The 14055-nt window shown below is 63.3% G+C and carries 9 protein-coding genes and 1 pseudogene; 5 read left to right on the top strand and 5 right to left on the bottom strand.

Features of this window, described 5'->3' with window-relative positions:
• Positions 1 to 75 precede the first annotated feature (75 nt).
• The 4 genes from AAFM29_RS10085 (at position 76) to AAFM29_RS10100 (ending at position 8665) form a co-directional block, all read left to right on the top strand.
• Positions 76 to 1329 carry a threonine ammonia-lyase gene (locus tag AAFM29_RS10085; protein WP_341712677.1) on the top strand — a complete coding sequence of 418 codons (1254 nt, stop codon included), beginning with the start codon at positions 76 to 78 and terminating at the stop codon, positions 1327 to 1329.
• A gap of 169 nt (positions 1330 to 1498) precedes the next feature.
• Positions 1499 to 2341 (top strand): arginyltransferase, encoded by an 843-nt coding sequence (locus AAFM29_RS10090; protein WP_341712678.1) that lies wholly within the window; start codon positions 1499 to 1501, stop codon positions 2339 to 2341.
• Positions 2342 to 2372: 31 nt separating this feature from the next.
• Positions 2373 to 4469: a BamA/TamA family outer membrane protein gene (locus AAFM29_RS10095; RefSeq protein ID WP_341712679.1), complete on the top strand. Its 2097-nt coding sequence runs from the start codon at positions 2373 to 2375 to the stop codon at positions 4467 to 4469.
• Positions 4469 to 8665 (top strand): translocation/assembly module TamB domain-containing protein, encoded by a 4197-nt coding sequence (locus tag AAFM29_RS10100; RefSeq protein ID WP_341712680.1) that lies wholly within the window; start codon positions 4469 to 4471, stop codon positions 8663 to 8665. The genes AAFM29_RS10095 and AAFM29_RS10100 overlap by 1 nt, the downstream gene beginning before the upstream one ends.
• A 7-nt stretch (positions 8666 to 8672) precedes the next feature.
• Here the strand turns inward: AAFM29_RS10100 and AAFM29_RS10105 are convergent, their stop codons facing one another.
• The 3 genes from AAFM29_RS10105 to AAFM29_RS10115 all read right to left on the bottom strand — a co-directional run bounded on the left by AAFM29_RS10105 (position 8673) and on the right by AAFM29_RS10115 (position 10953).
• Positions 8673 to 9245, bottom strand: a complete 573-nt coding sequence (locus AAFM29_RS10105) for a fasciclin domain-containing protein (RefSeq protein WP_341712681.1) — start codon at positions 9243 to 9245, stop codon at positions 8673 to 8675.
• Positions 9246 to 9256: 11 nt separating this feature from the next.
• The gene (locus AAFM29_RS10110; protein ID WP_341712682.1) at positions 9257 to 10270 is read right to left on the bottom strand and encodes a hypothetical protein; all 1014 of its coding nucleotides are present in this window, start codon (positions 10268 to 10270) and stop codon (positions 9257 to 9259) included.
• Positions 10271 to 10353: 83 nt separating this feature from the next.
• On the bottom strand, positions 10354 to 10953 hold the full coding sequence (locus tag AAFM29_RS10115) for a lysozyme (protein WP_341712683.1): 600 nt from the start codon (positions 10951 to 10953) through the stop codon (positions 10354 to 10356).
• 190 nt (positions 10954 to 11143) lie between these two features.
• Between AAFM29_RS10115 and AAFM29_RS10120 the strand changes: the two genes are divergently transcribed.
• Entirely contained in the window at positions 11144 to 12382 is a 1239-nt protein-coding gene (locus AAFM29_RS10120) for a hypothetical protein (RefSeq protein ID WP_341712684.1), read from the top strand.
• 24 nt (positions 12383 to 12406) lie between these two features.
• Here AAFM29_RS10120 and AAFM29_RS10125 read toward each other — a convergent pair whose 3' ends face one another.
• Both AAFM29_RS10125 and glnA read right to left on the bottom strand, forming a co-directional pair.
• The gene (locus AAFM29_RS10125) at positions 12407 to 13639 is read right to left on the bottom strand and encodes an aminotransferase class V-fold PLP-dependent enzyme (RefSeq protein WP_341712685.1); all 1233 of its coding nucleotides are present in this window, start codon (positions 13637 to 13639) and stop codon (positions 12407 to 12409) included.
• Between the two features lie 162 nt (positions 13640 to 13801).
• Positions 13802 to 14055: pseudogene (gene glnA / locus AAFM29_RS10130) on the bottom strand (glutamine synthetase); the annotation flags it as partial.

Below are 14055 nucleotides of genomic sequence, written 5' to 3' on the forward strand. Positions count from 1 at the left end.
GATAAGGCATAGCTTGGCGCAGGCAAACCCTTTCCGCGATTGCGCCCAACCCCGCCGCGCCCTAGGGGCGGGGCCATGACACAGGCTTCATCAGCGCGCGCCAACGAAAAGGCGACCGACCTACTGACCCTCGACGATGTGCGCGCTGCCGCTGCGCGCATCGAAGGCGCAGTGGTTAAGACGCCGATGATGCATTCGCAGACGCTGTCGCAGATTACCGGCGCGGACATCTGGCTCAAGTTCGAGAATCTGCAGTTCACTGCGGCTTACAAGGAACGCGGTGCGCTCAATGCTCTACTGCACCTGACGGAAGAGCAACGTGCGCGGGGCGTGATTGCCGCATCGGCCGGAAACCACTCCCAGGGGTTGAGCTATCACGGCCGTCGCCTGGGTGTGCCGGTCACCATCGTGATGCCCCAAACGACGCCCAGCGTGAAGGTCATGCAAACCGAAGCCGTGGGCGGCAATGTCGAGCTATTCGGCGAGACTTTCGACGAAGCCTACGCCCATGCGCGCCAGCTCGAGAAAGAGCGGGGGCTGACCTTCGTCCATCCGTTCGACGATCCTCTGGTTGCCGCCGGGCAGGGGACAGTCGCGCTCGAAATGCTTGAGCAGAAGGGCGATTTCGATTGCCTCGTCGTGCCGATCGGCGGCGGCGGGTTGATGAGCGGGATGGCGACGGTCGCCAAGGCGCTCAATCCGGCCATCGAGATGGTCGGCGTACAGGCACGGCTATTTCCCTCGATGTATTCGGCCATCACCGGCGATGAGCTGCCCTGCGGCGGGGACACGCTGGCAGAAGGCATTGCCGTCAAGGCGCCAGGTGAATTCACCCGCCAGATCATCGGTGAGCTCGTCGACGAGATACTCCTCGTCAACGAATCCAAGCTCGAGCATTCGGTTTCGCTGCTCCTGCAAATCGAAAAGACGGTGGTCGAGGGGGCTGGTGCGGCGGGTCTTGCGGCAGTGCTGTCCAATCCGGAGAAGTTCGCCGGGAAGACGGTGGGCCTGGTCCTTTGTGGCGGCAATATCGATACTCGCTTGCTCGCCAACGTTCTGGTGCGCGACCTGGCCCGCTCGGGCCGTCTGGCGCGGCTGAGTATCGTGCTGCAGGATCGACCGGGCGCGTTGTTCAAGGTGATGCGTGAGTTCAACGAGCACAACGTCAACATCATCGAAATCTATCACCAGCGCATCTTCACGACACTCCCGGCCAAGGGCCTGACCGCGGAAATCGAGTGCGAGGCACGCGATGCGGACCAGATCGAAGCCCTGGTGAGTGCGCTGCGGGCCAAGGGCTACAAGGTCGAGATCGCCGAGCTCGCCTGAGCTGACATATTGCGCCAATTCATCCGAACCTCCGCGTCGTTTGTCGGCGCGGAGGCAGTTTTCATGGTTAAGGGACTTTTAACACGGGGTTTGGTGCGGCATAACAGAGTCAACAAAGCGTTAACCAGCTTGAGATGCCCGTCTTGACGACGAAAGGATGCAACCGCCCGTGACGGCCCCGATCCGCTTTCCGCGCTTCTTCGTGACCAGTCCCGCGCCCTGCCCCTATCTGCCGGGCAAGAGCGAGCGGAAGGTGTTCACCGAGCTGCGTGGTGACAGCGCGGATGAGCTCAATGAAGCGCTCGGCCGGATCGGATTTCGTCGCAGTCAAACCGTCGCCTATCGTCCGTCCTGCCTGGATTGTCAGGCCTGTGTCTCGGTTCGCGTGGTTGCCGATGAGTTCAAGCCTTCCTCAACCCAACGGCGGGCGCTGAAGGCCAATGACGATCTCGTTTCGATCGAATGCCGTCCCTGGGCAACCAGTGAGCAGTTCGAGCTTCTCCAGAAATATCTCGCGGTGCGCCACCCTGGCGGCGGCATGACGCAGATGGAGGAGAACGACTTTGCCGACATGGTGGAACACACGCCGGTATCCAGCTATGTGATTGAATATCGGGAACCGGGGATTGGGGCTGAACCAGGGCGACTGGTCGGAGCGTGTCTTACGGATTTCCAGGGTGACGGGCTGTCGATGATCTACAGCTTCTACGACCCTGAACATGAGGATCGCGCCGGGCTTGGTAACTATATCATCCTCGACCATATCCGCCGGGCGGCGCGTCGCGGTCTGCCTTTCGTCTACCTTGGCTATTGGGTCGAAGGTGCAGAGCGGATGCAGTACAAGATCCGCTATCGCCCGCTCGAGCGGCTCGGTAGAGCGGGTTGGGAACGGGTGTCCGAGGATGAGCAGCGTCGACTCATCGCTTCCGCTACGGCGCCCCGTGAAGGCCGCCGTGGCGATCCGCTGCCCGCAAAAGACGGCAACCAGGTCGAATACCGCCTCGTCGATTGAGGCTTTGCATCGGTTTCTGATCAGCTGTGCGATGGGGTTGGCGCTGGTAGGCCCGCTGGCCGCGCAGGAAGCCCCGCGGCAAGTCGATATCGACGAGCTGATACCGGATAGTGCCGTAGAAAATCCCGATGATTGGGCGGTACAGGGTGCCGAAGAGAGTGATACCAGGGATGCCGAGCCAACGCTCGCGGCTGACACGGCGATTGCCGAACTGCCCGAAATGGAGATCGCCTGGCCCGATGAGATCGAGCTTGACGCGCTGCAAGACCTGACCCCTGACGACGATATCGAATTTGCCCAGATGCTTGAAGATCGCCGGCAGGTCGCGCTGGACAGCGCGGAAACCGAAGCGATTTCCAGCAGGCTTATCTTGGGGTTCCCCCAAAAGGAGCCGGTATTCGACGATCGCGACGAGTTCGTCACCCGCTTCTCGGCCCTTTCGATGATCGAGCAGCTCGAAGATGGCGAGGAGACCGTCGCCCAACTGGCTGCGCGTGCCCGGCAAGACGAGGAACTGCTGGGCAATCTCTTGCGGGTTTACGGTTATTACGATGGCCGAATCCTGCGAACGATCAGCTCGCGCGAAGCGGGTGAGGGTGACGTATCCGAAAAGCCCAGGGTACGTTTCGACGTTATTCCCGGTACGCGCTATCGCTTTGGTGCGATCGACCTTGGCGAGCTCGGTTCGGCTCTGGATGCTGCGGCCCTGCGTGGCAGCTTTGGGATAGCCAGCGGCGACTTCCTGCAAAGCGACAGGATCGTCGCCGAACGTTTCAGTCTAGACCGGGCATTGGGTGAGACCGGTTATCCCTTCGCCGAGAGCGATGAGCCGGAACTGCTCATCGATCACGAACGGGAGGAAGGCGATCTTTCCCTGCCCGTTCGGCCGAATGGCAAATACGTTTTCGGGGAAGTGGTCAGCGGCGACCCAGCGTTCTTGTCCAGCCGCCATCTCGCCAATATCGCGCGGTTCGAGGCAGGTGAGGTATACCAGCGCAGCCTTGATCTCGATTTGCGCCGCGCGGTTACCGCCACCGGTCTCGTTTCGACGGTGTCTGTTACCCCGCGTGAAGTTGCCCCGCCAAATGGAGACGAACCCGGTGTCGTGGCAATGGATGTCACCCTGGAACGGGCCAAGCTGCGCACCATCGCTGGCGCGATCGGCTACGGCTCGGAAGAGGGCATCCGTCTGGAGGCGAGCTGGGAGCATCGCAACCTGTTCCCCCCGGAGGGCGCGCTCCGCGTTCGCGGCATCGTCGGTACGCGCGAGCAGCTGGCCGGGGTGACTTTCCGCCGCAACAATCTCGGCGGGCGCGACAAGGTTTTGACGCTGGATGCCTATGCCTCGAGCGTGACGACTTCGGCCTATGACGCCGACACCGTCGCGCTATCGGGAAGCTACGAACGTCTGTCCAACCTGCTCTTCCAGAAACCGTTCAGCTGGGGTGTCGGCGCGGAAGTCCTCGCCTCGGACGAACGTAATCGGGTTATTGGCGGGGTGGAGCGACCTCGCCAGACCTATGTCATCGCCTCCCTGTTTGGGCGGGCGACACTCGACAGCAGCGACTCGCTGCTCGACCCGACGCGCGGCTATCGCCTCTCCGCTTACCTCGCACCGGAAACTTCGCGTAGTAGCGGCCAGCAATACACCTATTTGCGCAACCAATTCGACGCCTCTTACTACCAGTCGGTGGGAGAAAAGACGGTTCTGGCGGTTCGGGGGCGCTTTGCCAGCATCCGGGGTGCGCCCCTGTTTGCCATTGCACCTTCGCGGCGCCTTTATGCGGGCGGCGGCAGTTCGGTTCGTGGCTACGGCTATCAGTCGGTCGGGCCGAAGAACGACTTCCTCGAAGCGATAGGCGGGCGCAGCCTGGTCGAAGCTTCGATCGAGGCGAGGATCGGTACCGGCCTGTTCGGCGGAGCGCTGTCGGTAGTGCCGTTCTTCGATCTTGGCGCGGTATCGATCGACAGCAAGCCGGACTTTCGCTTCGTGAAGTACGGCGCGGGTCTTGGTTTTCGATACGCCACCGGCTTTGGCCCGATCCGGCTTGATCTGGGCGTCCCCATCAACCCCGATCCTGAGGACTCTTCCTTCGCGGTCTATGTATCGCTGGGACAGGCGTTCTGATGGTGGAGGACGACACCGTCGAAGTGGGCGCGCCCCGCCGTTCCTGGCGCAAACGGCTTGTCAAGGCAGTCCTCGGTGGGTTCGCCGCCCTGGCAATATTGATCGTTGCTGGCCTGGTGATCCTCAATACCCCGCTTGGCGAGCGTTTCCTTGCGAGCCGAATTGCCGAACGAACGCTCCCCAACGGGCTGAACATCGCGATCGGCCGGATCGAGGGCAATATCTACGGGTCCGCGGTACTGCACGACGTGCGCCTGTCTGACCCGCAAGGTGTTTTCCTGACGATTCCGCGCGCGGAAATCGACTGGAATCCGGGCGCATGGCTGTCCAACCGCCTCGAGATAGACAGCTTCGCGGCGCGACGGGCAATGCTCGATCGCATACCCAAGTTCCTGCCGAGCGAAGAGGATACGCCGATCCTGCCCGGCTTCGACATATCGATCGACCGGTTCGAAATCGACAATCTCACGCTTGCGAGGGGCATAGCCGGAAGGCGCCCGCAACGGGTCGACCTGGGAGGGCAACTGCAGATCGCGGATCGCAGGTTGCACGTCGATGCGCAGGGCAAGTTCGGTCAAACCGACCGGCTCGCGCTGCTGCTCGACGCGGAGCCCGATGGCGATAACTTCGATCTTGCGCTCGACCTTGATGCTGCCGAGGACGGGCCGATTGCTGCGCTGTTGGGCTTGAAAGCAGGCCATATTGCGCGGCTTCGTGGTACGGGGACCTGGACCCAATGGAATGGTGGGCTGCTGGTCCGCAGTGGCAAGCGCCGGGTAGTCGCACTGGAGTTGACTAATCGCGCCGGGCGGTTCGGTGTCTTGGGCAAGGTTGATCCCTCGCAGTTTCTTACGGGGCTTTCATTGCGAGCCCTTGGTTCGGACGTGGCTCTGCAATCCGAAGTTTCGATCGACCACAGGGTGTTCGATGGGCGAGCGATCGTGGTCGGTTCCCGCCTGCAGGCAACCGCTCGGGGGACGCTCGATCTGGCCGAGAACCAGGCACGTGACCTGAAGGTCGAGGCAGTGGCGCGTGACCCCAGCTTGCTGGGCGAGACCATCAAGCTCGGCGATGCCCGCCTGAAGGCGACGCTCAATGGGCCGCTTGCCGCACTGGCTGTGCCGCACGAACTTACGGCAGTAGCGCTCGATATCGACGGTGTCGTGATCAAGGACCTGCGGCAGCGTGGCACAGCCCGGCTCGCAGATGGTGCTTGGACCCTGCCGCTCGACCTTACCGTGTCGCGTGTTGTCAGCGGCAATGCGTGGCTCGACCCCCGACTTGCAAATGGCACGGGGCGGGGGAGTTTGGTTTTGCGAGAAGGGCGCCTGACCGCTGACGACCTGCGCCTCAGCTTTCCCGGCACCGTGGCAAATCTTGCGCTTCGCGGGGATTTAACGACCGGCGCATTCACCTTCAGGGGCCCGCTGCAAGCAGACCGCTTGACGCTCGACAATGTCGGTGCGCTTGGCGGTACGGCAATGCTGGACCTTACGCTGGCGACGGGCGCTCCGTGGAAGCTAGCCGCGCTCGTGGACGCGCAGGTCGCACCAGTGTCCAACGCGACGCTTGCGAATGTCGCTGGAGATCCGATCCGTCTTCGGGGCGCCTTCGCTGCCGGTGGGGCGGCGCCGTTGGCCTTCAACGATGTCAGGCTGGATTCGAGCAAACTCTCCCTGGCGCTTGACGGGTCGCTTCATGAAGGAACGACGACGGTCGCCGGCGCGGGTCACCATGCCGACTACGGTGATTTTACCGTCGCGGCGGAGATCACTGATCGTGGGCCGGAAGCTCAGTTGGTGTTCGCTGCACCGGTTTCAGGATTGGAAGATGTTCGCGTCGCAATCGCCCCAGCCGAAGAGGGCCTGCTGATCGATGCGCAGGGCAGCTCACTGCTTGGCCCCTTCGCGGGTCGTCTGGGCCTCGCCATGCCCGCGGCAGGCCCCGCCCGTATTGCGATCGAGACCCTGCGTGTAAGCGACACCAACATCACCGGCGATCTGGTGATCGTCGATGGCGCGACACAGGGCGACCTGGCTTTTTCCGGAGGCGGTCTCAGCGGTACTCTTGACCTTGCCCCGAAAGGCGGTGGGCAGGGACTGACGATTGATCTCAGGGCGCGGAATGCCAGCTTCGGCGGGCAAATTCCCATACGGATCGCACGCGGGACAATTCAGGCGAACGGGTTGCTGCGCAAGGGGCATAGCAATTTCGACGGTACGGGCCGTGCGACCGGCGTTTCCTACGGCACGCTATACATCGGCCGCCTCGCGGCGAAGGGTGAGATCGAGGATGGTACGGGAAGCGTCGAAGCCTCGCTGGCGGGGCGGCGCGGAGAGCGCTTCAGCCTCGATCTCAACGCCCGTATTGCGCCAGAACGCGTAGCGCTCGCGGCGCGTGGCGAATTCGCGGGGCATGACATTTCCATGCCCCGCCGCGCGGTGCTGACGCGGACGGAAAGCGGGTGGAGGCTTGCCCCGTCACAGCTGAACTATGGCCAAGGTGGAACGGTGGTTTCGGGCCAATTCGGTACCGAGGAACTCGAACTCAATCTGATGCTTGCGAAGATGCCGCTTTCGCTGATCGATCTGGCCCGCGCCGATACCGGCCTGGGGGGCACCATTTCCGGAACGATCGATTATCGACTTGGTGCGAACCGGCTGCCCATTGGGACCGCCAAGGTAAGGATAGAGGGGCTCACGCGGTCGGGGCTGGTGCTGACCTCGCGACCCGTCGATGTTTCCCTTAGGGCGCATCTGAGCGAAGCCAGTCTGGAGGCGCGGGCCGTGCTGGGCAACCAGGACATTCGCAAGGGCCGTGCCCAGGCACGGATCACCGACCTGCCGCAGAGCGGGATGATTCTTGAGCGGCTACGAGCCGGCCGGCTCTTCGCACAATTGCGCTACAGCGGTGCCGCGGAGAGCCTTTGGCGGCTCGCTGCGGTCGAGGCTTTCGACATCACCGGTCCGATTTCGGTTGCCGCCGATGCCACCGGGTCGCTCGCCGATCCTCGCGTCTTCGGTTCGGTGTCGAGTGACGCCTTGCGGGTCCGCAGCGCCTTGTCGGGGACGGATATTCGCAATGTAACCGCGCGCGGGCGCTTCTCGGGTTCGCGGCTGCACCTGACCAGCTTCGCCGGTGCCGCGGCCAATGGTGGTACGGTGACGGGGAGCGGTATCGTCGACCTGCGCACATTGGGTGAACCGGTCGAAGGTCGGGTGCTTGAGATCCGTGGACCCACGCTCGATCTGCGCGCGTCTGCGAAGAATGCCCGCCTGATCGACGCGCAGGGGCTGAGTGCGACGATCACCGGACCGCTGCGGATCGTTTCCGACGGCCTTGGCGGGACTATCGCTGGGCGGGTCACGATTGAGCGGGCGAGTTGGCAACTGGGCACCGCCGCAGACGATTTGCGATTGCCGCAGATCGCTACTCGAGAAATCAACTCGCCCGATGATCGCGGTCCACTTACCGCCCCGGCGCGCCCCTGGCGGTATCTCGTCAATGCCAAGGGTAGTAGCCGGATTGATGTCGATGGCATGGGGCTCGACAGCGAATGGGGCGCCGATATCGTCCTGCGCGGTACCACTGCCGAACCGCGTATCGGAGGGCGGGCACAGGTGGTGCGCGGCACCTATACCTTTGCCGGGTCGCGCTTTGAACTGACGCGCGGCCGGATCGAGTTCGACGAACAGAGCGCGATCGATCCGCGGCTCGACATCCTGGCCGAATCGGACCGGGATGGACTCACTGTCGAGGTTGCGGTTCGCGGCAGCGCGACCCAGCCGGAAATCACCTTCAGCTCCAGTCCGCCCTTGCCCGAAGAAGAAATCCTGGCGCGCCTGTTGTTCGGCGGCTCGATCACTTCGCTTTCGGCGACCGACGCCCTGCAACTGGGCGCGGCGGTTGCCAGCCTGCGCGGTGGCGGGGGCCTGGACCCGATCAACCAGCTGCGCAGCGCCATCGGGCTCGATCGGCTGCGTATCGTCAGCGCCGATCCTGCGTTGGGGCGCGGCACTGGCGTCGCCCTGGGCAAGAATTTCGGCCGTCGCTTCTATGCCGAGATCATTACCGACGGACGGGGCTATAGCGCCACCGAGGTCGAGTTTCGCGTGACCAGCTGGGTTTCGCTGCTCGCCGCCGTATCGACCGTCGGTCGCGACAGCGTGCGAGCAGCAGTAAGTCGGGATTACTGAGTGCCGACTACCCTTCGTCCTTGGGTACCAGGACGGCATCGAGCGGGATAAGCACCCCATTGCTGGTGGCGATCGGCGTGCCGGTGAAGCTAGCAGTGGTGCCATCTTCCAGCGACACCGAGATGCTGTCCCCGTCCTGCGTGAAAGTCAGCTTGCCATTGCCCAGGGTGGTCATCGTGACCGGCCCGCCTTTGGCCTTTATCGCCTCGGCAATGAGTTCGGGCGTGACATGACCGGGCAGCATGTGCTCGCGCAGAAGCCCCACCAATAGCGGATGCTGCTCTTCGTCGAGCAATGCCTCACCCTCTTCGCCAAGGGCGGTGAAGGCCGCGTCATTGGGTGCAAGCAGCGTGTAGCTGCCCGGGCCGTCGAAGACGCCGGTCAACTCGCTCTTGGCCAGTGCACCCTGCAGCTTGGTCATGTTCCCTTCGGAATTGAGTGCGCCCGCCAAGGTCGAGGCCTTTTCTTCCTTGGTTGCCTGTACCGATTGATCCTCTTGCCCCGCCTGGCCGCAAGCTGCGACGAGCGGCAGGACAGCAAGGGCGGCTGCGCCGAAGGCGCGTTTGATGAATTGCGACATGGGGTCCTCCGTCAAACGAGCAGGTCGATGGCAGCTGCGACGAGCTGGGTGGTCGGATCGATGCGGTACACGTAACCGTCGGAGTAGCGGTACCAGGCGTCCGGCGTGTCGCGATAGCGATCGCGATAGGCGTAGGGGACATTGTACACGTCATATCCCACCGGCATGGGGTGGCCGATCTGGATGTCGTCACCGGTCAACAGCGCGGCAACGCCGAGGATCGCCGCATCTTCGGGATTGACCCGGTAGATCACATTGTCGGCATACCGATAGCGATTGGCCGGGCCGAGGTTGTAGTAATCGACGTAGTAGTTGGGCACCGGGTAGTGGCGGTACGACGACGGCCAAGGATTGCCGATCGCCAAGGCACCGCCCAGCAGCGGGATATAGCCGCTGATCGAGCCGCCATTGCCGATGCGCAGCAGGAAGCCATCATTGTAGAAGTAACGTCCCGATGGGTAATAGCTGAGCCCGAACAGGCCCGGACGGTAGCCGTAACCGAACACGGCGCGTTCGTAATAGCGCTTCTTGGCCTGACCCGGCGGAAGGCAACCATTGTATTTCTTGGCCAGTCCCGGCGGGCACCCTGCGATCAATCCACGATCACGGTCGCGCGATAGCAGTACGCGTTCGTCGCGAAACACCAGGCGATCGACGATGCGATCACCGATGCCGTGTCGACTATCGAAGCGGCGGTCATCTCGGCGATCTTCGCGCCGGTCCGCCCGGCGGTCCTGGCGTTGATCGGCCCGCTCATTGGCGCGGGCCTGGGTGCGCGCATCGGATTGGCCACCCTGCCGTTCCTGGGCTTTCCCCTTGGCTCGATCCGCCTCCCGGCGATCCGGCTTTGCCGAATGTTGCGGGCCGCGCTGGTCGCGTGCTGCGCCGTTGCCACCGCGCTTCTCTCCGCTAGCTGCAGGCTGGCCCCGATCGCCGCGATCGTTACCCTTTCCCTTGTCAGGTTGGGCAAGGGCGCCGCTGGCAGCCAATGCAATGGCTGCTGCACTGCTCAGGATGTATTTCATCGCATGTCTCCTTTGGCTGCATAACGGGCTTCGAGACTGCCCGGTTCCCCCGCATCGGATACAACGCCGTTTCTATCAGGTATTTATCTGCCCGAACGGTAGAGCAGGGCCTCTGCACGCCTGCGAGTTACCAATCCCTTCAATACCCTCTCACCGCCGCGCGTCCACCGCAGGAACTCCTCGGCGGCGGCGTCGAACCTTCCGGTGCAATGCAGGCGGGTCAGCGTCGCCCGACCAATGGCGCCCGTATTGTAGTGGAAGCTTACCAGCGCATCGAACTGACCCTGCGTCGTCGGCCTGTCGCCGATGGCTTTGCGAACGTCCCGGGCATGGCGTTCGACATCCGTCTCCAGCCGTGCATCGCATTGGGCCTGCGTCCAAATGGTGTCGGGCCCGATATCGGATCCTGTTGCGCCCCAACCGATGGTCCAGGGTTCGCGCCCGGTGGCGGGATCGGGGTAGGCCGCAAACAGCCCGTCGGGCCGCTTGCTTGCGCAACCCTCGAAGCGTTTGATCAGTTGGATGCCAGCCGCCGAAACCCTCAAGGATGGAACAGGTGGAACAGGGTCTTCGGATAAACCCTCCATGGCATCGATTGCGTGATCGATGGCGGTCACTTCGGACTGGCTAAGGCCGCGGCCAAGCAGCCGGCGGACAAGGTCGAACAGGGGTTTACGTTGCATGGAGGCACCTCATTCTCAGGGAGGTGCTTGGAGTAGGCACTAAACACGCAGGTAGGAAAATCCTTCCGCGCCAACTTACCGCTGGCGCGTGTGAATTTTCTGTTCGTGCATCGGCGAGAAGCCTATGGGGCGGATCAATCACCATGAGTCTGAAAGACCGGGTCGCGATGCGTTTCTAGGAGGAAGAAGCATGAAGCGATCCGCATTGGCGGCTGGCACCGGGTTCATCGCACTGGCCGGCATATGGGCCGTCCCCGCCTTTACCCAATCTGGTGCGGCACCTGCGCGCTATACGATGGATGCGGGCACCATGTCGGGCATGGCGGCGATGAGTGGCCAGGGCGGCATGGCCGCCGCGATGGCGATGATGAAGGGGGGAAGCGGGGGACCGGCCCACCAGCTGCAGCTCAGGCTCGGTTCGAGCCAGGCGCCGGCCGATACCGCCAAGGCAGATCATTTCATGCCCAACGGGGCCGGGCTGGGTGCCTCTGTCCCCCTGATCTACACACCCGCTAAAGGTGAGGCCGAAAGGGTCGAGCCGGGCCAGCCGGGTGAGGTCCAGACTCCGCGCGGCAAGCTTTACCTGTTCTGGGGCTGCGGCGAACATGCCGGACCGGGGCAGCCGGCTGTGATCGATTTCGCCAAGCTGGCGAAGGGCCAGATCCCGCCCGATCTCTATGCCGCGGCAGTCGATATCCCGGAGGAATGGTGGATCACGCCCACGAACAGCAAGACCTATGGCGAATGGCCCAATAGCCGCGACAGCAAGGTATTGACCGGGCGTTCCTCGCTGCTGGGCGCGCACAAGATCGTCAGCAGCTACGCGCCGCAGATCTCGTTCACGCTGGACCAGGACTTCATGGCACCACTCGACATGAAGAGCAGCAGAAGGCCAAGCGGCGCATGGGACCTGAGCTGGAACGGAATCGGTGGAGCCACTGGCTATTACGCCTGGGTCATGTCGGCCAAGACCGATCGGCGCGGCGAGGCAGCCGAGATGGTCTGGTGGACCTCCAGCGCGACGCGCGCCTTCGGCGGGCCGATGTGGGACTGGCTCTCGCCTGCGGCTGCAGCACGACTGGTGGCGGCAAAGACGGTGATGCCGGCTACACAAACCAATTGCACCGTTCCGGCAGAAGTCCAGGCAGCAGGCGGTGAGGTGATGATGGCCAATTTGTCCGGCTTTGGCCCAGAGAAGAATTTTGCCTATCCGCCAAAGCCCGCCAAGGCTGCTGCATGGAAGCCCGAGTGGATCGCACGCGTGCGCTTTCGTTCGACCACGATGACCATGCTCGGCATGGACATGGGCGCGATGAGCATGGGCAGCGCTGCCGATGGTGACGAAAGCACGCCGCCGCCCGCGCAGGCAAAGCCCAAGTGCAAGGGACTGGCCGGTATCGCCAAGCGCGCGGCGGGGCTGTGTGAATAGGGAAGGGGTTCGGCCTGGGCTGGCCTAACTGGCCAGCTCCCGGATTGCTTCGACGAGTCGGTCGAGCTCGCTCTCCTGCGTTGCCAATGCCGGGGTAACACGCACGCAGGACCCCGACGCCAGGCCGTCGCGGTGGACGGTGAATATCCCATGCCGTTCAAGCAGGGTGCGCGCCAGCTCAACATTCTCGTCATGCGACGTCCGGCCGCGAAGCCTGAAGGACGTGATCGCCCCGTACATGGCCGGATCGTCGGGGGTGAGTATCTGCACCTGTGGCATATCGCGTAGCGGGCGAACCCAGCGGTCTCGCAACTGCTTGAGACGCGCTTCGCGGCGCGACCCGCCGATAGCGGCCTGGAATGCGAGTGCGGCCGGGACCGTAAGCTGCGCGGCGTAGTCGGGCGTGCCGGTATGCACGCGCGCGTCGATGTCGGTGCGTGCAGGATCTTCCGCCGGATCGGGATCGATCGCGTCGATCCGGTCCTTGCGGATGTATAGCGCGCCAACGCCCAGCGGTGCACCGATCCATTTGTGCAGGTTCATGCCGATGAAATCGGCCCTCAGTTCGGGCAGGCGAAAGTCCAACTGGCCCACGCTATGCGCCGCATCGACAATGGCATCGATTCCGCGTTGGCGCGCCATCGTTGCGATCTCTGCCACCGGCAGTACCAGTCCCGTGCGGTGGCTGACATGGGTCAGCAGCACCATCCTGATGCCGGGATCGGCGTCAAAGGCCATGCGGTAGGCGTCGAGAAGGTTCTGGCGCGTGGCTGGTTCGGGCAGTGCCATCTTCATGACGCGAACGCCCCGCGTGGTTGCCAGCGCCTGCATGCTCGCCTGCATGCTGTCATAATCGAGATCGGCGTAGAGCACGGCATCGCCTGATTGCAGGCGGTTGTACTGCAGGATCAGCGCTTTCATCGCTTCGGTGGCATTGCGTGTGAGCACGATCTCCTCGATTGCAACCCCCATTGCATCCGCCACTTGCGCGCGAACGCCCTCGAGGTCGCCGGCCATGCCGCGGCGGGCGTAGTAGCTGGTATCGCGGTTCACCCGCTCAATCATGGCGCGGTAGGCCTGAAGCACAGGTCGCGGCATCATCCCCCAATTGCCGTGCTCGAGCTGGATGATTTCGCGCGTGACGTCGTATTCGCGTGCAATGCTGCCCCAGTCATCGGCGGACACTGCGGCGGAAAGCACGCTTGGAACGAACGGCATCGCTGTCGCGCCGAGCAAGGTCCTGCGATCGATATCCATGGGCCACCTTCCGCTTTGTTTCGGGGCAAGGGTACCAGACTATTTGCCCTCGTCGATAAGCGCATGCTCGAGCGGATGCGAAATTGCGGCCCCAAAGCGAAGGGGCGCCCGGATTGCTCCGGACGCCCCTCTCGGTGATCTCGCGATCGTGACGCGCGATTGTTACGCGCTGTAGTACATGTCGAATTCGGCCGGGCACGGCGTGGTTTCGACGCGCACGACGTCTTCCCACTTGAGCTCCATGTAGGCGTCGATCTGGTCCTTGGTGAAGACATCGCCCTTGAGCAGGAATTCGTGATCGGCTTCGAGCGCTTCGAGCGCTTCGCGCAGCGAACCGCACACGGTCGGAACCTCGGCCAGCTCTGCCGGCGGCAGGTCATAGAGGTTCTTGTCCATGGCTTCGCCCGGGTGGATCT

It is taken from the genome of Erythrobacter sp. (assembly GCF_038133525.1).
Classification (GTDB): domain Bacteria; phylum Pseudomonadota; class Alphaproteobacteria; order Sphingomonadales; family Sphingomonadaceae; genus Qipengyuania.